The sequence below is a fragment of the Deltaproteobacteria bacterium genome (assembly GCA_005879535.1).
Taxonomy (GTDB): Bacteria; Myxococcota; Myxococcia; order Myxococcales; family 40CM-4-68-19; genus 40CM-4-68-19.
Map to the genome: position 1 here is coordinate 614 of VBKI01000017.1, position 17,566 is coordinate 18,179.

Consider the following 17,566-nt stretch of genomic DNA (forward strand, 5'->3'; position numbering starts at 1 on the left):
CGGTATGGGAGATTCGTGGATCGGGCCGCGTGACCGTCTCGAGTGAAATTGAAGCCTTGGGCTGAGAGTGCAACGCCGTGGAAGTTCGGGAATCCCGTCCTTCCGAATTGCCAAGGCGACGGTCGCCGGTTCGAAGGGTGCCCGCCGGGAACTTTGACCAGATCTTGTCCAAACTCGAGTGGACTCGTGGATCCCAGCGTGGACTTCGGTGGACTTCCTGCCCACACAACTCCTCGGAACGACTGAAAACATAAGTGGCGACGCCCGTCTGCCGGTTGGGTGAAATCGCCCTCATAACCCGAAGGTCGCAGGTTCAAATCCTGCCCCCGCAACCAAATCCAAGGCCCGGTCCCCTCGAAGAATTCTCTCGGGACCGGGCCTTGCCGGAGCGATGAGCGGCTTCTCAGCGATCCTCGGCGGAATCATCCTTGCGATCCTCATCATCGCCGCCAGCTTGTGCAGTGAGCAGATAGCGCCAGGCGTCGGTCAGGCTGGGGGTGCCATCGGGGCCGAGCGGGGTGCGGTCGTCCCTGGCGATGCTCAAGTGGAAGTCGGTACCCATCGGCGTCAATGGCGGGACCTGAGAGGGGAGATGAGGCGCGAGGTTCGTGACGAGCATGTGCGTGAAGTCGTACGGAGGCTCCATGTTCTCCGGAAACTTGTCGCCGCCGAAGGCGGTCATCCCGAGCAGGCCCCAACTCGCATGGATCGGCATGAAGAGTGGTTCGCGCTGATGTGCGAGGCCCCAATACCGATTCGCCGGCGTCACATCCGTTGAGACCCACGGAGCGCTCGCCGCGGTGGAACTGAAGCTATCGGGCACTGCGGAGAACAGCACCACGCGAGCCACGAGATGCGACTTCGCGATCAATGCGGCCTGGCCGCCTCCCAGGGAGTGCCCTCCGACCGCGATCCGTGACCACTTGGGCTCGCCATGCCGCAAGAATCGCGACCATCCTTCCTCGGGATAGTACTTGCCGAGGTATTGGAGCAGCTTCGGGAGCAAGTTGTAGATGCTTTTGGGGACCCCGGGGTGCACGACCGAGTGCTCTCGCGGCGTCCCATCGAGCATCTCGAGACGTGAATCCCGAAAGCAGGCGTTCGGATCGGCGACTCTGCAAGCAACTGCGAGGGCCGCGGTGCCGTTCGCGAATGCCAAGCCGACGACATGATAGCCGGCCCGTGCGGCCTCCATCTGAACGAGCCCGTAGCTCTTCGGAGGAATGCCATGGCCCGGCATGAACACGAGGAGCTTTTGGTTCCGTCGAGCGCTCGTGTCGACCCATGTAACGTGGTCGTTCAGGCCCGTAGCAATACAAGGAGTCTGGTCGCTCACGCCCGGGTCGCAAGGATCCGTCGCGGCTGGCCCGACGGTGTGCGTCAAGATTCCTTTGGGAATGTGTTCGTCCTGACCGTTCTCCTCTCCAGCGCTTTCGGACGCCTGCGTGTTCACGGCGCGAGCAGTCTCGCGTTCCGTATCCATGCCGCAGGCGACCATTGTCGCAACGAGGGCGCAGAGAAGCTCCTCTAAGTTCTGCTTCCGTTTCATGGTTCCTCCATTCTCGTATTGCAATGCCGGTACAGCGCGGCGTTCGGCCGCTCTGAAGGAGCTCGGGATCCCGAACGGGTCCTCCGAGCCCCCTACAAAGCAGAACGTAAATTTCGGCTGATCGGGGACAGGCCCTGCCGCGCTTGCTGTGTCGCCCCGCTCTAAGGCGACAGGCCTAATCGGCGCAGCAGGTCGCCAAAACGCGGGTCCGCGCGCACTGGGTCTAACATGGGCTCCACTTTCATCCGAACCAACCTCCACTCGCGATGGGCATAGGCCTTTTCAAGGGAGGCAAACGCTTGGTCGTTCTGACCTAACCCGGCATGGATGATTGCGATATCAGTCCAGGAAGAATGGGGTCCGTGTGAGGAGCGCGCGAGCTCCTCGAGCACTTGGTGCGCTTCGGCTTCTCTCCCTGCGCGGGCGTAGGCATGTGCAAGCGCCGACGCATACCGCGACATCGTGGGGGAGAGGGCGCTGGCTTTCTGGAATTCGGCAATTGCCTCCACGAAGGCCATCCTTCGCAAATACGTCCTGCCAAACTGGAAATGCACATAACTGAAATTGGCATCCATCTCCACGGTCTTCCGAAACCGTTCGATGGCGAGATCTTCTCGTCCTCCCTCCGCCAAAATCAGTCCAAGGCTGGTATTGATCGTGAGCGAAAAAGGGTCGAGTTGGTGGGCCTTGTTGCTTTCCGACAACGCTTCTTCGTGCCGACCGTGCGCAGAGAGGTATTCCGCATACCAATGGTGGGCGGTGGCATATCCGGGATTTAGCTCGATCGCGCGCCTGAACTCTCTCTCTGCAGCCGACCAGTCCCAGTCGAGATTCTCATGGATTCGCGCCAGCGAGGTATGCGCCTCGGCAAGCCCTTCGTCGAGCTCCAAGGCCCGGGTCGCCGCTTTTTTCGCTTTCGGCAAGACCTCTTGGGATGGCAACACGCTGTACATGGCCGCGAGGTTATAGGAGTCCGCCAACCCGGCGTAGGCGAGCGCGTAACCTGGATCTCGTTCGATCGCCTCGTCGAAGTAAGCAATCGCTTTGTGGAAGCCGTCTGCCGTCCTCTTGTTCCAGAAATAGCGACCCCTCGCGTATGCCTCATACGCGCCTGGATTCACTTGGGACGCCAAAGCGAAGCGGGTCTGTTCTCCCCGGGTCATCTGGATTTTGATCTGGTTGGCGATCGCCCGCGCTATCTCGCCCTGCAGCGCCAGGATGTCGCGCAAATCGCGCTCGTAATTTTCGGCCCAAAGTTGATGATCTCTGTGCGCGTCGATCAAATGCACCGAGATTCGAACGCGCTCGCCCACCCGGGCCGCTGTGCCCTCGACGACGGCGTCCACGTGCAGCTCTCGACTGATTTCGGATAGCGGGACTGTCCGTCCATTGTACCGCATCGCCGAAGTTCGAGAGATGACGCGCAATGCCGCGATCTGCGCCAAATGGCTTGTCAGCGCATCGGTGACTTCCTCCGCAAAATAGTCCGGACCCTGCGCCAGGTCTTGGGAAAGGCTTTCGAGCGGCAGCACGACAAGCGATCGGATGTGGCCCGCTGAAGCGCCGCGTTTGGCCCATTCAATCCGACCAAGCACCAACGCTGTCGCGAGGAGCATCAACGCCGTGACCAGAATGCGGCCCCGGGCCACGAAGCGCCGACGCCCGAGCTCGTCGAGCAGGCGGTCCATCGACTCGAAACGGTCCGCCCGGTCTGGACTCAATCCACGTCGAAGAAGCCGCCGCAGCCACGAAGGGACGCGGCTGGATTTTGGCGCATTGATTCTGCGCTCCTTGATGGCCGCGAGGAGGGCTCCAACGCTCTCCCCGGTGAACGGCAACTCGCCATAGAGCGACTGATGCAACGCCACGCAAAAGCTGAACTGGTCTGTCGTTGCATCCGCGGGTTCGTTGTTCAGCTGTTCGGGCGCCATGTACGCCGGAGTGCCGAGCAACTTACCCGGTTCGGTGAGCTGAGCGCCGAGCATCGCAAGGTGCGGTGACGATTTCGTGTCGTCGCCAGGCTGTTCGTTGGGAGCTGGATCCTCCGCCCCGAAATCGGCCCGCATCGGACGCGCCAACCCGAAGTCGAGCACGCGAGCGCGGCCGTCTTCGCCGAGCCACACGTTGTCTGGTTTGAAATCGCGGTGAACGATGCCCTTTGCGTGTGCCGCCGCGAGTCCCCTTCCCGCCTGCACAAAGATTCCCACGATATCGGACCACTTTCGCTTTTCAGCTGAGAGCCAGTCGCTGACGGTGCACCCCTCGATGTACTCCATCGCAATGAAGACCTGGTCTTTGAACGTACCCACGTCGTGGATGGCAATGACGTTGGGGTGCGTAACCTGAGCCAGGGACTGCGCTTCGCGTAGAAGTCGCGCTCGGCTTTCCCTCGGATCCATTCTTCCCGTTGGTTCCGGGCGGATCAGCTTGATCGCGACCTTTCGGCCCAACTCCGGATCATAGCCGGCATAAACCGCCCCCATGCCGCCGCTGCCGAGCTCTCGCTCGACGAGGTAACGCCCGAGGGCGGTGGGGGGCGCGGTGCCGGGACCGGCTTGCTTCACTCCTCCTTCCAACCCCTCCGCCAGTCCCTTGGCGACGAGCTGCGCGGCAGGTCGGGCAAGAAAGGTCCCGGCGTTTTGATCGGAGGCGAGAAGAGATTCCACATCTCGGCGCAGCTCGTCGTCTCCGGCAGACGCCTCGTCGAGGAAAGCGATGCGCTCGCTCTCTTTACGTGTCAGCACCAGGGATATCAATCGGTCGACTTGTCGAAACCGTTCCGGGGTCATCCGGGTCGCTCGTTGCTCAGCTCGCGATACAGCCAGGCTCTCGCCCAGCGCCATTCTCTTTTCACCGTTCTGGCCGAGAGACCGATCAGCTCCGCGATCTCTTCGACACTGAGACCGCCGAAGTACCTCAGCTCGACAATCTGACTTTTACGCGGATCGATCCCAGCCAATCCGGTCAGCGCGTCATGAACGGCGAGGATCTCCGCACTTCCCGGCTCTGCGCCTTCTTCCGCCTCGGTGAGCGACACTCGGACCGGATTGCCCCCGCGCTTGGCGGAGCCGCGCCCCCGGGCGTAGTCGACGAGGACGCAGCGCATCGCCCGCGAGGCAACGGCCACAAAGTGAGGTCGATCTTTCCACTCGGTCTCACGCCGGTGAGCGAGCTTGAGGTAGGCCTCGTTGACGAGATCCGTCGTCTGGAGCGTGTGACCCCGCCGGTGGCCAGCCAAGTGGCGTTTCGCAAGCCGGCGCAACTGTTCGTAAACCACCGGCATGAGTTGATCGACCGCCGGTTCGTCCGCCCTTTGCGCGTTCGTGAGCCGTCGATCCATCCCCGCCGTTGCCGCGATCATCGGCCGCACCTCTTTGGGCTAAGCATGGCCGGTCATAGCGCTTCCAGGCGAGAACGGTAAGACAGGATGTAAGCGCAAGAGGAGGTGGGTATCGGCACCGGCGACCCGCTTGTTCGCTCACCAGAAAAGGCGATGGGCTAACTAGATGAGCAACGGGCGACAGACCAGTCGCAGGGCGCGTATCAGATGTAGCCCTAGGTCGGCACTTTTCTGGGCTCCGGTATGCCCGCACTTCATTCAGACGTCCCGTGCCGCTGGCCTGATTGCGCTCTGCGGACCGCGCGAGAGCCGCTGATACGGAGGGCGATCGTGTCGGCTGTGTCTGAGTAGGAAATCGGCCCCCCGCAACCATCAAAACCTAGGCCCTGTCGGCCGTTAGCCGATGGGGCCTTCGTGTGTTCAGGCCCCCTTTCCGTCCACTTTGTCCAGATCTTGTCCAGAACCACCGCCGCGCTTCGCGACGCCGGCCTCGAGCCGCTTCACCGCCTCGCGCAGGTCGTCCTCCTCGATGATGTTGTAGCGATCGAAGACGGCCCTGGTGCGGTGTCCCGACATCTTCATCACGACCGACTCCGGCACTCCGCGCCGGCGGGCGTTGGTGACGAAGCTGCGCCGTAGGTCGTGAAGCCACACGCCCGTGAGCTTCGCCGCAGTGCACGCGCACGAAACATACGCCACCAGGATGGTCGGCTTGAGCTGATCCTCGGCGGCGGCGACGAACCGTTTGAAGGCCGCGTATCGTCCAGCACTGACCGGCGCACGTTGGGCTTGCGCAGCAGCTTCACCGCTCCGAGCGGATTGGACGCGAGTGAGCCGCACGCGACCGCGTAGTTGAGCATGCGCTTGAGCAGCTCAACTTCCTTGTCGAGCGTGGCCGGCGAGGGCGCCTTTTCCTGCGCGTCCTCTCCGCCAGCCTCCTCGTGCGGGACTCGTCGACGTCCTTCACCGTCAGGGCCGTAGCGAGCTTCTGCCCGAGATGCCGGTTCAGATGCTTTGCCCGGCCTTGCTCGGACGGCGCGAACTGCTCCGCCGTCTCGCGACGCTGGTCCCGCCGCCGCGGGCTCACCTCGTGCGCTACCACGGCGTCTTCGGGCCGGCCTCGAAGTGGCGAAAGGAGATCGTGCCAACGCCCTCGCCGAGTACGTGCCCCGCATACGCACCATGTGCGAGCGACGCGCCGGACACCTCCCACCCGCCGCCAGCGACCAAGCCTTTCCGGCCGCTCGATTCGCGCATTCCCTGCAGCGAGCTGCTCCTGCGCGTCTTCCGTGAAGACATCCTCGCTTGTCCCTGCGGCGGACGCCGCAAGGTCATCGCCTTCATCGACGATAAGCCGGTGATCGAGAGGATCCTCCGCCACCTCGGCCTGCCCACCACCGGCCCGCCCGCCGCTTCGGCTCGCCTCCCGGCGCCCGCCAAGGCCTCGCTCAGGCAAGACGACGTCCCCGAGCTGCAGCATCGCTGCGCTGACGGGCCGGCTCGTCCAACCTCTTGAATCCGGAGTGCGTGCGCTCCACGGAGCGGGCCGCTGGCATGCGGAGCAGGGCGGCGAGTTGCCACAACGATACTTATTCGACCTCTCCCTCCGCAGACGAGAAGAGAGCGACGCGTACGCCCAGGAGCGGCACAGGATCGCCCACCATCGTCTCAAAACACGCCGGATTGCAATCGCGGCAACGCGCGACGTGCATCAGCGTTTCGTCGCCACCTCCAGTGGAATGCGGAGGATCTGCGGCTTCGGGGCTGACGCGAGCGGGGTCTCGGACGTGTCGATCGCGGGAGCGCTCGCGACGGCGTAGAGCCATTCCTTCCCGACGGCAACGGTGGTCTGGTTGTACTCCGCGGGCGACCGCGCGTTCAGCGTGACGGTTCGCACGACCGACGCGCCATCCTTAGACAATTCGATCCGCACGATGCGCGCGAGATACGGCGAGCGCTGCACGCCGACCAGCGCTCCTTCGTGCCATGACAGCCCGTCGATGCTGTTCACGGCCGCGTCGCGCGGCACCGCCACCGGCTGCGACATCTGCGTGCGCAGGTCGAACCGGATCAACCCTTCGAGTGCTGCGACGTAGAGGTGCCGCTGGTCGGGCGCGAGCACGATGCCGTTCGGCAGCGACATCCGCGGGTGGCGAAAGAGCAGCGACAGCTTGCCGCCGTGCAACCGATAGACGGCGTTTTGCGGCGTGTCGGTGACGTAGACGTCGCCGCCGCGCGCCACCGCGAGATCGTTGAACCCGTGCAGGGATGGCCGTTCGTCGAGCCACGCCTGCTGAACCAGCTTGCCCGTTTCGAGGCTGTACGCGATGACGCCGGAAATCCCCGCGTCCGGCTTGCCCTGCGTGGCGCTGAACAGCTCCGGGTACACGCAGGTCGCGGCCCATAGCAGCCGCCGCCGGGCGTCCACCTTGATGCCCAGGACTTCGCGCAGCGCTCCGCCCCGGGGCACGAACGTGGATACGGTGCCGGCGGGATCGATCTGTAGGATTTCACCGTGCGTCGTGCCGGTGAACACGCGCCGCGTGGCGGGGTCGTATTCCACGCCTTCGGGCTGCGCCGTGGCGTCAGGAAGGACGGCGAACACCTCGGCACGTGGAACGGCCGCGAGATTCCGGCGCGCGCGGACGGAAAGATCATCCAACTCGACGGAAGCAGGGAGCGCCTGGAATTCCTGAACGCGCTGCACCTCGAGGCCGGCGCCGCGTTCGATGGCTTGCCGCAGCAGCCCGACAGCATCCGTGGCGTGCCCGTTCGCGGCTTGGGCACGGGCCATGCTGATGAGCAGGTCGGGATGATCGGGAACGTGCGCGAGCGCCTGCTGTCCTTCCGCGAGCCAGGTCTTCGCGTCGCCGGCCTGCCGGGCTTTTCTTGCAGCCAGGACATGATCGACGATCGAGGCGCCGCCAATCAGCAGAATCGCGGTGAGGACGTGTCCCATGCGCTCACCGAACAGCCGGAGCGTTCGCCCATTCCCGCCGGCACAAGGCGGATTCACAGTGCGCGGCCGCTCCACCGAGCGGGCCGCTGGCATGCGGAGCAGGGCGGCGAGTTGCCAGTCTTATCCGACCTCTCATCCGATCGGGAAGCAACTGAACGGTGCTCTCGAACCTCACGCATTCGAGATCACCGTAGTCGCAGGCTGCGTACAGACGTCCGCGACAGTTAGGCGATCGTCCGGGACGGTGGCGATGGAAGCGGGCACGGAGCGTTCTGAGCGCGTCGCTCCTGCGTCAGTAAACGGGGTGCATTCCACGTTCCATGCTCCTTGGCCCGCTTGGGGACTCGACAATTAACAAGTCGTGATCTTGACACATGTATCCTTAACGCGCAGTCTAGTTCACGATGCTATCGGACCGCCAGGTCGTGGAGCTCTTTCACCTGCACTTCGTCCGGCTCCTTTGCTCGGGGCCTGACAAGGATCGCTTCGCCATCAAGGGCGGCTGCAACCTGCGCTTCTTCTTCGAGAGCGTCCGCTACTCGGAGGACATCGACCTCGACGTCGAGCGCGTCCCCGTCCAAACGCTGAAGGAGAAGGTCGGCAAGATCCTGGAAGGGCCCGCGCTGCGGCTGCCGCTCAAGAGCCGCGGCATCTCGGTGCGTGAGGTCAGCGCGCCGAAGCAGACGGAGACGACGCAACGCTGGAAGCTCGGCGTGACTGCCGAAGGCCGCTCGTTGCCTCTGCACACGAAGATCGAATTCTCGCGGCGGAAGACGACGGAGCAGGCGAAGGTCGAGCCAGTCGCGGCGAGCGTGCTGGCCGATTACCAACTCATGCCGCTTCTCGCGCCGCGCTACCCACTCGACGCAGCGCTGCGGCAGAAGGTCGGGGCACTCGTAGGCCGCAGCTCCGTCCAGGCGCGCGACGTGTTCGACCTGGTCGTGCTCCTCTCCAAGGCGGCGGGGAAGGTGGACGCGCTGCGCCCCATTCGCAGCCAGGTCCCGAAAGCCATTGAGCGTTCAATGGAGGTCTCGTACGCAGAGTTCAAGTCCCAGGTCGCGTCTTACCTGAAGCCCGAGCACCAGGACGAATATGGCACCCGCAAGGCCTGGGATGCCATGCAGGCGCAGGTGATCGAGCAGTTCGAGAAGGTGCCCGCATGAACGCGAGCGAGGCGCTGGGTCGGCTCAAGAGGCTCCGCGTGCCAGCCGCAACCACCGCCGACGCGGCCGCGGTGCTCGGGGTATCGGGTGAGGCGGCCAGCCATATGCTGCGGAGGCTTGCACGGTCGGGGCTGGTAACGCCGCTCCGCAAGGGCGTTTGGGCGCTGGCCGACCGACCCGATCCGCTCGCCCTGGCCGAGTACGTGACGACGCCATACCCGAGCTACTTGTCGCTGCAGACGGCGCTCTACCAGCACGGAATGATCGAGCAGATCCCCTCGATGATCTTCCTCGTCTCGCTCGCGCGCAGCGGCCGGGTCGAGACGGGGCTCGGAACCTACAGTGTGCATCACGTGCAACCAGCCTTCTTCGATGGCTTCGAGTCGCTTCCGGACTCGGGCATCAAGCTCGCGGCGCCTGAGAAGGCGCTCGTCGATTTTCTGTATCTCTCTCCGACGCGCAGCCGGCTGTTCGCTGCGCTTCCCGAAGTCGAGCTCCCGCGTGGCTTCCGGCGCAGCGTGGCCCGCGAATGGGCCGGGCGCATTCCTTCCCAACGGCTGAGAACCATCGTCGCGCGCACGCTCGACGACGTGCTCGCGCGAGGCACCAGAGTGGGCCGCAAAATTTGACCAGATCTTGTCCAAACTGGAGGGCACTCGTGAGTTTTGGCGTTGACCCACGTCGACCCCGCAGCTTCGCCCTCGGTTCCAACGAACTATCATTGATCACGCACGGGTTTTCCACGTTCGCGGTCCTCGAAACTCGCCAGGGCCGAGGATCTGTTTCCATAGGCCGGGAGCGCAGCCTGGAAAGCTGGAGTCGGATCTCCTCTTACTAAAGAGCGCGACGCGCGCCCAATTCCTGCAGCAGCGTGAGCACGTCGAGGTCGGTCCAGTCGCGCGGACCGGCGAACTTGAGTCGCAGGTTGCCGCTCGCGTCGACGAGGTAGCTTTCGGGGAACTTCGTCGTTCCCCAGGAGCGCGAGACGATGGCGCCTCGATCGAGCGCCACCGAATAGGGTGGCTTGCGGCCGGCGAAGAACTTGTCCACGGCGTCCCAACCGTCGTCGGCGCTGACAGCGACGAGCTGGAACGAGTCACGGGAAAACATCGTGGCCAGCTCACGCAGGCTGGGCTCCTCGGCGCGGCACGGCGGGCACCAGCTGGTCCAGAAGGTCACCAGGACCACCTTGCCTTTGAGCTGCTCGAAGTCGAGCGTTTCCCCGTCCCGCATCGGCAAGGCGAAGGCGATCGCGGCCTCGCGTGGAAGCTCGCGGGCATCGAGGGTGGCGCGGGCCTGTTCGAGCTCGCTGATCGTCTCGAGTGAGACCTTCCTCGCTGCGAATGTCCCGACCGCCACCACCAGGCAGACTGCAAGACTCCATTTCAGTCGGGTGTTCATCGAGTCCTCGCGGAAGCGAGTGCATCAATCAGGCCCATCCCGACAGCCGGGATGCTCGAGAGACGGACGAAATGATTGCGAGTGGGCTAACGAACGCGCAAATTTTGCGTGCCTAGCCAGACGTTCACGAAGATCGGATCGACGACGCATTCGTCGAGATGCTAGCGTCGCCGGACGATGGGCGGCGCGAGTCTGGCCGGCGTGGTTCTCGGCGCCCTGTTGGGCGCGGCCGTCGGGATCGGAGGCTACACCTTCGTCTACGCGCGCGGTTACAGCTACCTGATCGACGATCCCCAAGCCTGCATGAACTGTCACGTGATGCGCGAGCAGTTCGATGGCTGGGTGAAGTCGAGCCATCGCTCGGTCGCGACCTGCAATTCCTGCCACACGCCGCACCGCTTCTTCGCGAAGTGGTTCGTCAAGGCCGAGAACGGGTTTCGCCACTCGTTCGCTTTCACCACCGGGCGCTTTCCCGAGCCCATCCGAATCGTTCCGGCGGACTTGAAGGTCACCGAGTCGACGTGTCGCAGTTGCCACGCCGCCATCGTGGACGCGATCGATTCACAGCACGCGCCGGGACGCGAGCTGTCGTGCGTCCGCTGCCACCGCAACGTGGGGCACTTGCACGCAGGAGAGTGACATGGCCGAGCCAGGTTCCCGTCGCATCACGCCGACCGGGTTGGCGGTCGTCTTCGCCGCGATCGCCGTCGCTGCGCTGGTCGCGCTGCTCGTCAACATCTTCACGCGCAAGCAAGAAGCCCAGAATCCGTTCTATCGCGTGGTCGAGTTGACCGAGACCACGGAGGACCCCGCGCTCTGGGGAAAGAACTTTCCCCTACAGTACGATCAGTATCTGCGAACCATCGATCAGGTCCGCACCAAATACGGTGGCAGCGAGGCATTGCCGCGCACTCCGACGCAGGCAGATCCACGCTCGGTCGTCGCGCGCTCGCGCCTCGAGCGCGACCCGCGATTGACGACGATCTATGCCGGGTACGCATTCTCGAAGGACTTCCGCGAACGCCGCGGCCACGCCTACATGCTCGAGGACCAGATCTTCACCGGCCGCCAGCAGGCCGTGCAGCAGCCGGGAACGTGTCTGCATTGCCACGGGTCCATGGTGGTGACGTATCGCGAGGCAGGCGGCGGCGATCTCATCAAAGGGTTCGAGAAGCTTAACCCGATGCCGTATCAAGAGGCCGTCAAGCACGTGAAGTATCCGGTCGCGTGCATCGACTGTCACGATCCGAAGACGATGCAATTGAGAATCACCCGCCCCGGATTCATCGAAGGCATGCGTGCGTACAAGGAAGGGCAGGGCATCAAGAATTATGACGTCAATACCCAGGCGACGCGCCAGGAGATGCGCAGCTACGTCTGCGGGCAGTGCCATGTCGAGTACTACTTCAAGGGCAAGGAGAAGCGCCTGACCTATCCCTGGAACAAGGGCCTGAAGGCCGATGAAATCATGGCTTGGTACGACGAGCTCGGGTTCAAGGACTGGGTCCACAAGGACACCGGGACGCAGATGCTCAAGGCGCAGCATCCCGAGTTCGAGACGTTCAACCAGGGAATCCACGCGCGCTCGGGCGTCGCGTGCGCCGACTGCCACATGCCGTACATGCGGGTCGGCGCTCTGAAGATCAGCGACCACGACGTGCGCAGTCCCGTGCTCAACATCAACCACGCCTGCCAGACCTGCCACCGGTGGCCGGAGCAGGAGCTGAAGGACCGGGTCGAGATCATCCAGGATCGCCACTTCGAGCTGCGCAACCGCGCGCTCGACGCGGTCGTGGCGCTAATCGGCGATCTCAAGAGCGCCAGAGAGTCCGGCCGACCCGATGCGGAGCTCGACCCCGCGCGCTCGCTCCACCGCAAGTCGCAGTGGTTGGTCGACTTCGTGGAATCGGAGAACTCGATGGGGTTCCACGCGCCGCAGGAGTCGGCGCGGGTGCTCGCGGCCGCGATCGATCTGGCCCGGCAGGGGCAGCTGGCACTGCGCCCCGGGCGCTCGCAGCAGCCTGCCGCACCCGCGCCGGCGCAGCCGCCGAAGACTCCCTAGCGCTTAACCGCCTCTTCTGGCGTGCGGCGAAGGAGCAACAACGCCCAGCAAACTGTGGAAGCGAGGAAGCACGCGGCGGCGATTCCGAGCCAGAGATTCAAGCGGGCCGCGTCGACGTCCACCAGCAACCGGCACGCGAGGGCGAGGGCGAGCAGCACTCCGACTCCGACCAGCGGGCGTGGCGTTCTTGCCAACAGCTCGGCGCGGCCGCCGTGCGAGAGCACCACGTGCACCGACACGGAGAGGGTCAGGAGCGCGTAGCATCCGATGAAGACGATGTGAAGGCCGATTCGTCTGTATTCCGGCAGCGCGGCCACGAAAGCATAGCCGATGGGCATCATCCAGGCAGCGATCCAGACCAACCGGCGATGCAGCCCTGGTAATGTCGGGTAGATCCAGAGCCGCGCCGAGGGGATGAGAGCAAGTCCGACGGCCGCAGCGCGCAGCGCAAACGCTGCGCGGATGGCTTCCGTCTCGATAAAGAAACTCCCGACGAAGGCAAGGCCCAGCGCGAGGTGCGCGATACGGGGAATGCGTCCCGGCGGTGCGCCCCTGCAGATCGCCGGAATGAGGAAGCCGCCGACGCCGAGGATGAGGCCCGTCATCACGCCCTGGAGCACGAGCCCGCGGCCGATGTCGTGCAGCCACATGCGTTCGCTCGCCGCGCCGAATCCGGCGAGGACGGCGCCCACTACTCCCATCGCGAGCGCGCCGATGACCCATACGAAGCTGGGAGGCACGTCGCCCTCGCGGAACCGGCGGAGCGCGAACCCGATAATGACGGCGAGCAGCGCGAGCCAGAAGACCTGCGCGAGGGCCCACTGCTCGAACCACGCGCAGATCGTCGTCCCGATGGGGGCCACCAGGCCTACCGCCATCTGCCACGGCGCGGGCGGAGCGGTGCCGGTGCGTCGCGGAATCATAGTGAAGAGAAAACCGACGGCAAAACTGGCCAAAAAGCCCTGGATCTGTGCCATCGAGTGGAAGATGGAGCGGTATTCGTCGGTGACACCGAGGGCAAACAGGAGCCAATGCAGCACGCCCGCCCAGGCGAGTGCCGCGCCGAGCGGAAAGAAGACGCGATAGGGCTCACGGCGCCACGCAGGCGCATCGCGCACCGAGGAGGCGATGCGCAGCTCGAATGGCACGGCAGTCACGAGAGGCCGACCCGCCACGACTGCAAGATACGCATGTAGTTGGCGCGCGAGAACGCGTTCGGGTCCGGACAATGGGCAAGGCTCATGTTTCCGCGCATTTGTTTCAGCGACTCGTACTCGTGCTCCTGCATCCAGCGCTCCATCTCGAGTCGAAGCGTACGCAGGTGATCGGGCCCTTTCTTCAGCAGGGCGGAGACGACCTGGACCGCGCTCGCGCCAGCCATCACCGACTTGATGGCGTCGAGCCCCGAATGCACGCCGCCCGAGATGGCCAGCGGGACGTTGACGCCGGCGGCGACGATCGCCAGCCATCGCAGCCGCAGGAGCAGCTCCGAAGGATCGGAGAGGTGCAGCCTTGGCTCCGCCTCCAGGTTCTCCGCGTCGATGTCCGGCTGATAGAACCGGTTGAACAGGATGATGCCGTCTGCGCCGGCGCACTCCAGCTGGCGGACAAGGTGCGGCAATGCGGAGAAGAAAGGCGAGAGCTTCACCGCGACCGGAATCCGCAGCGCGCCCTTCACCAGCCGGACGATGTCGATGGTACGACGCTCGACCGCCTCGCTCGCCTCGGCGGCATCGGTCGGCAGATAGTAGACGTTCAGCTCCAGCGCGTCGGCGCCGGCCTCCTGGATCCGCATCGCGTATTCGAGCCAACCTCTCGCCGTGATCCCGTTCAGCGAGCCGATCACCGGGATTGCGACCGCTTCCGTAATGCAGCGGAGCTGGTCCAGGTACTCGTCGGGCCCCAGTGAGAATTCGCTCGCCTTCGGGAAATAGGAGATCGCCTCGGCGAACGATTCAGCGGGCGTTTCGATGGCGTAGATGTTGCCGGTCGTCTCGCGCGTGATCTGCTCTTCGAAGATGGAACGCATGACGATGGCCGAGGCGCCGGCGTCTTCGAGGCGCCGCACCATGTCCAGGCTGTCTGCCAGCGGTGAGGCGCCCGGCATGAGAGGAGAATCGAGCTTGAGGCCGAGGTACTCGGTGGTCAGGTCCATCGCCTGTCCTACTTTCCCGCCGGCGCGGCGCCAGAGGGCGTGATCGGGACGCCCTTCTCGAGCTTCTCGTACAGGCGGAATCTCTCCTGGATGTCGTTCTTCGCGGACTTGACCAGCTCGCGGTACCGGTCCGGATTCTGGTTTTCGGTCATGCGAAAGCGAGTCTCGTTGCGCATGTACGCGGCGAGGTCGCCCTTAGGCGGCGAGGAATCGAGCTTGAAAGCGCTCCCGCCGTCGACGGCGCGCCGCGGATCGAAGCGGTACAGCGGCCAGTAGCCGGTCTCGACGGCGAGCTTCTGCTGCTCGACGCCGAACGCCATGTCGTAGCCGTGTGCGATGCACTGGCTATAGGCAATGATCAGCGAGGTTCCCGGATAGGAATCGGCCTCCTGGAACGCTTTGAGCGTCTGGGCGTCCTTGGCTCCGAAGGCGACCCGCGCCACATAAACGTTGCCGTAGCTCATCGCCAGCATTCCCAGGTCCTTCTTGGGACGTGCTTTTCCGGCCACCGCGAACTTGGCCGTTGCTCCGATGGGAGTCGATTTCGAGGCCTGGCCGCCGGTGTTCGAGTAGACCTCGGTGTCGACGACGAGGATGTTGACCTTGCGGCCCAGCGCGAGCACGTGGTCGAGGCCGCCGTAGCCGATGTCGTAGGCCCAGCCGTCACCGCCGACGATCCAGACGCTCTTCTTCACCAGATAGTCTGCGAGAAGCGCGAGTCTCCCGGACTCCGCGTCGGAGAACGTCCTGAGCAGCCGCTTCAGCTCCGCGACGCGCGCGCGCTGCGCCGCGATCCCCGGCTCGGTTGATTGGTCGCCGGCGATCAGCTCCGCCACGAGCTGCGCGGGGAACCGGGCCGAGAGCCGCTCAAGCAGCTCGCGCGCCTGCTGCTCGTGCTTGTCGGCCGCAAGCCGGAAGCCGAGGCCAAACTCGGCATTGTCCTCGAAGAGCGAATTCGCCCACGCGGGGCCGCGGCCGCTCGAGTCCGTGCAGTAGGGAGTGGTGGGCAGGTTTCCGCCGTAGATCGACGAGCAGCCGGTTGCGTTAGCGATGAGCGCGCGGTCGCCGAAGAGCTGCGTCATCAGCTTGATGTAGGGCGTCTCGCCGCAGCCCGCGCACGCCCCCGAATACTCGAACAGCGGCTGCAGGAGCTGGGTACCTTTCACGTCGAGCCGGACTTTGCTGCGGTCGGCTTCGGGCAGGCCCAGGAAGAACTCGTAGTTCGCGCGCTCGGCTTCCCGCAGCGGCAGCTGGGGATGCATGTCGATGGCCTTGTGCCGCGGATTCGACTTGTCCTTGGAGGGGCAGACCATCACGCAGAGGCTGCAACCGGTGCAATCCTCGGCGGCGACCTGGATCGTGTACCTGGAACCTTTCCATTCGGTGCCGCGGTAGTCCGTCGCCTTGAACGTGGCGGGAGCACCGGCCAGATGAGCGCCGTCGTAGACCTTGGCGCGGATGGTCGCATGCGGACAGACCATCGCGCACTTGTTGCACTGGATGCAGAGGACCTCGTCCCAGACCGGGATCTCGGCGGCAATGTTGCGCTTCTCCCAGCGCGTGGTGCCGATCGGGAACGTGCCGTCCACCGGGAACGCCGAAACGGGAAGCAAATCGCCCTTGCCCGCCAACATCACCGCGGTGACCTTGCGCACGAAATCGGGTGCCGTATCCGGGACGATGGGCGGCAGCGAGAAGCGCGAGGTGACCTGCGTAGGCACCGGCACTTCGTGGAGGTTCGCCAGCGTCTGATCGATGGCCTCGAAGTTCTTCTGGACTACGGCGGTGCCCTTCTTGCCGTACGTCTTCTGCACGCCCTTCTTGATGGCGGTGATGGCCTCGTCCTTTGGCAGGACGCCGGAGATGGCAAAGAAGCAGGTCTGCATCACGGTGTTGATGCGGCCCTTCATGCCGGTGGCGTTTGCCACCGCGAGCGCGTCGATGACGTAGAAGCGGATGCGCTTGTCGATCAGCGCCTTCTGCACCTCGCGCGGGAGATGGTCCCAGACCGCCTCCTTCGAGTACGGAGCATTGAGCAGGAAGACCGCGCCCGGCGCGGCGTACTCGAGCACGTCGAACTTGTCGAGGAAGGTGAACTGGTGGCAGCCGACGAACCCTGCCTGCTTCACCAGATAACTGGAGCGAAGCGGCCGCGGGCCGAAGCGCAGGTGCGAGATGGTCACCGCCCCCGACTTCTTCGAGTCGTAGACGAAGTAGCCCTGGGCGTAGTTGTCCGTCTCCTCGCCGATAATCTTGATCGAGTTCTTGTTCGCCCCGACAGTGCCGTCGGCGCCGAGACCGAAGAAGACCGCTCGCACCACGTCGTCGCCCTCGATGTCCAACTCGCGGTCGTAGTCGACCGACAGACGGGTCACGTCATCGACGATGCCGACGGTGAAATGACGTCCGGGCCGGGACTTGGAGAGCTCGTCGAAGACGCCCACCGTCATGGCCGGCGTGAATTCCTTGGAGGAGAGGCCGTACCGTCCGCCGATGATCAAAGGGTCGAGCTCCGTCAGCCCATCCTCGCGGGCCTCGCGCAGCGCAGAGACCACGTCCAGGTAGAGCGGCTCGCCCACTGCGCCGGGCTCCTTCGTGCGATCCAGCACGGCGATCCTGCGCGTGCTCGCGGGCAGCGCGCGGACGAAAGCGTCTACCGCGAACGGCCGGTACAGCCGCACCTTGAGGAGTCCGACCTTGTGGCCGCGCGCGTTCAGCCAGTCGACCGCGTCGTGCGCGACCTCGGCGCCGGACCCCATCATGACCAGCACACGTTCGGCCTCGGGATGACCGACGTAGTCGAAGAGGCGGTATTGCCGGCCCACGCGCGCGGCCAGCGCGTCCATCGCGTCCTGTACGATCTCCGGACAGGCGAGGTAGTAAGGGTTTGCGGCCTCGCGCGCCTGGAAGAACACGTCAGGGTTCTGCGCGCTGCCG

Annotated in this window: 14 protein-coding genes; 5 read left to right on the forward strand and 9 right to left on the reverse strand. The window is 64.6% G+C overall.

Going from position 1 to position 17,566, the window contains the following annotated elements; all coding sequences use genetic code 11:
• Positions 1-403: 403 nt before the first annotated feature.
• The 4 genes from E6J58_00975 to E6J58_00990 all read right to left on the reverse strand — a co-directional run bounded on the left by E6J58_00975 (position 404) and on the right by E6J58_00990 (position 5,729).
• Positions 404-1,159 carry a hypothetical protein gene (locus E6J58_00975; GenBank protein ID TMB43305.1) on the reverse strand — a complete coding sequence of 252 codons (756 nt, stop codon included), beginning with the start codon at positions 1,157-1,159 and terminating at the stop codon, positions 404-406.
• A gap of 551 nt (positions 1,160-1,710) precedes the next feature.
• On the reverse strand, positions 1,711-4,392 hold the full coding sequence (locus E6J58_00980) for a tetratricopeptide repeat protein (GenBank protein TMB43306.1): 2,682 nt from the start codon (positions 4,390-4,392) through the stop codon (positions 1,711-1,713).
• Complete coding sequence (locus E6J58_00985; GenBank protein ID TMB43307.1) at positions 4,335-4,910, reverse strand: sigma-70 family RNA polymerase sigma factor; 576 nt, start codon at positions 4,908-4,910, stop codon at positions 4,335-4,337. The genes E6J58_00980 and E6J58_00985 overlap by 58 nt, the downstream gene beginning before the upstream one ends.
• A gap of 399 nt (positions 4,911-5,309) precedes the next feature.
• Positions 5,310-5,729, reverse strand: coding sequence for a hypothetical protein (locus tag E6J58_00990; protein ID TMB43308.1), 420 nt, complete (start codon positions 5,727-5,729; stop codon positions 5,310-5,312).
• Positions 5,730-5,886: 157 nt separating this feature from the next.
• Here E6J58_00990 and E6J58_00995 point away from each other — a divergent pair, with 157 nt between their 5' ends.
• Complete coding sequence (locus tag E6J58_00995) at positions 5,887-6,405, forward strand: hypothetical protein (GenBank protein TMB43309.1); 519 nt, start codon at positions 5,887-5,889, stop codon at positions 6,403-6,405.
• A gap of 195 nt (positions 6,406-6,600) precedes the next feature.
• Here E6J58_00995 and E6J58_01000 read toward each other — a convergent pair whose 3' ends face one another.
• Complete coding sequence (locus E6J58_01000; GenBank protein ID TMB43310.1) at positions 6,601-7,941, reverse strand: hypothetical protein; 1,341 nt, start codon at positions 7,939-7,941, stop codon at positions 6,601-6,603.
• Between the two features lie 311 nt (positions 7,942-8,252).
• Between E6J58_01000 and E6J58_01005 the strand changes: the two genes are divergently transcribed.
• Both E6J58_01005 and E6J58_01010 read left to right on the forward strand, forming a co-directional pair.
• On the forward strand, positions 8,253-9,011 hold the full coding sequence (locus E6J58_01005; GenBank protein TMB43311.1) for a nucleotidyl transferase AbiEii/AbiGii toxin family protein: 759 nt from the start codon (positions 8,253-8,255) through the stop codon (positions 9,009-9,011).
• Complete coding sequence (locus tag E6J58_01010; protein TMB43312.1) at positions 9,008-9,640, forward strand: hypothetical protein; 633 nt, start codon at positions 9,008-9,010, stop codon at positions 9,638-9,640. The genes E6J58_01005 and E6J58_01010 overlap by 4 nt, the downstream gene beginning before the upstream one ends.
• 205 nt (positions 9,641-9,845) lie before the next feature.
• Here E6J58_01010 and E6J58_01015 read toward each other — a convergent pair whose 3' ends face one another.
• Positions 9,846-10,412, reverse strand: coding sequence for a TlpA family protein disulfide reductase (locus E6J58_01015; GenBank protein ID TMB43313.1), 567 nt, complete (start codon positions 10,410-10,412; stop codon positions 9,846-9,848).
• 177 nt (positions 10,413-10,589) lie between these two features.
• On the opposite strand from E6J58_01015, the gene nrfH reads away from it, so the two are divergent.
• Complete coding sequence (gene nrfH, locus E6J58_01020; protein ID TMB43314.1) at positions 10,590-11,051, forward strand: cytochrome c nitrite reductase small subunit; 462 nt, start codon at positions 10,590-10,592, stop codon at positions 11,049-11,051.
• A gap of 1 nt (position 11,052) precedes the next feature.
• Positions 11,053-12,474: an ammonia-forming cytochrome c nitrite reductase subunit c552 gene (locus E6J58_01025; protein TMB43315.1), complete on the forward strand. Its 1,422-nt coding sequence runs from the start codon at positions 11,053-11,055 to the stop codon at positions 12,472-12,474.
• Here E6J58_01025 and E6J58_01030 read toward each other — a convergent pair.
• From E6J58_01030 to nifJ, 3 genes are all read right to left on the reverse strand, one after another.
• Entirely contained in the window at positions 12,471-13,703 is a 1,233-nt protein-coding gene (locus E6J58_01030) for an NnrS family protein (protein TMB43316.1), read from the reverse strand. The genes E6J58_01025 and E6J58_01030 overlap by 4 nt on opposite strands.
• A complete protein-coding gene (locus tag E6J58_01035) occupies positions 13,628-14,629 on the reverse strand; it encodes a dihydroorotate dehydrogenase-like protein (GenBank protein TMB43317.1) in 1,002 nt (333 codons plus the stop codon). Before E6J58_01035 ends, E6J58_01030 begins: the two co-directional genes overlap by 76 nt.
• Before the next feature lie 8 nt (positions 14,630-14,637).
• The coding region (gene nifJ / locus E6J58_01040) for a pyruvate:ferredoxin (flavodoxin) oxidoreductase (protein ID TMB43318.1) at positions 14,638-17,566 on the reverse strand (2,929 nt) is incomplete at its 5' end.

Excerpts from the sequence above, each read along its gene's own strand:
- E6J58_00980 (TMB43306.1), bottom strand. The coding sequence starts at position 4,392 with ATGGCGCTGGGCGAGAGCCTGGCTGTATCGCGAGCTGAGCAACGAGCG.
- E6J58_00985 (TMB43307.1), bottom strand. The coding sequence starts at position 4,910 with ATGATCGCGGCAACGGCGGGGATGGATCGACGGCTCACGAACGCGCAA.
- E6J58_00995 (TMB43309.1), top strand. The coding sequence starts at position 5,887 with ATGCCGGTTCAGATGCTTTGCCCGGCCTTGCTCGGACGGCGCGAACTG.
- E6J58_01000 (TMB43310.1), bottom strand. The coding sequence starts at position 7,941 with ATGCCAGCGGCCCGCTCGGTGGAGCGGCCGCGCACTGTGAATCCGCCT.
- E6J58_01005 (TMB43311.1), top strand. The coding sequence starts at position 8,253 with ATGCTATCGGACCGCCAGGTCGTGGAGCTCTTTCACCTGCACTTCGTC.
- E6J58_01010 (TMB43312.1), top strand. The coding sequence starts at position 9,008 with ATGAACGCGAGCGAGGCGCTGGGTCGGCTCAAGAGGCTCCGCGTGCCA.
- E6J58_01015 (TMB43313.1), bottom strand. The coding sequence starts at position 10,412 with ATGAACACCCGACTGAAATGGAGTCTTGCAGTCTGCCTGGTGGTGGCG.
- nrfH (TMB43314.1), top strand. The coding sequence starts at position 10,590 with ATGGGCGGCGCGAGTCTGGCCGGCGTGGTTCTCGGCGCCCTGTTGGGC.
- E6J58_01025 (TMB43315.1), top strand. The coding sequence starts at position 11,053 with ATGGCCGAGCCAGGTTCCCGTCGCATCACGCCGACCGGGTTGGCGGTC.
- E6J58_01035 (TMB43317.1), bottom strand. The coding sequence starts at position 14,629 with ATGGACCTGACCACCGAGTACCTCGGCCTCAAGCTCGATTCTCCTCTC.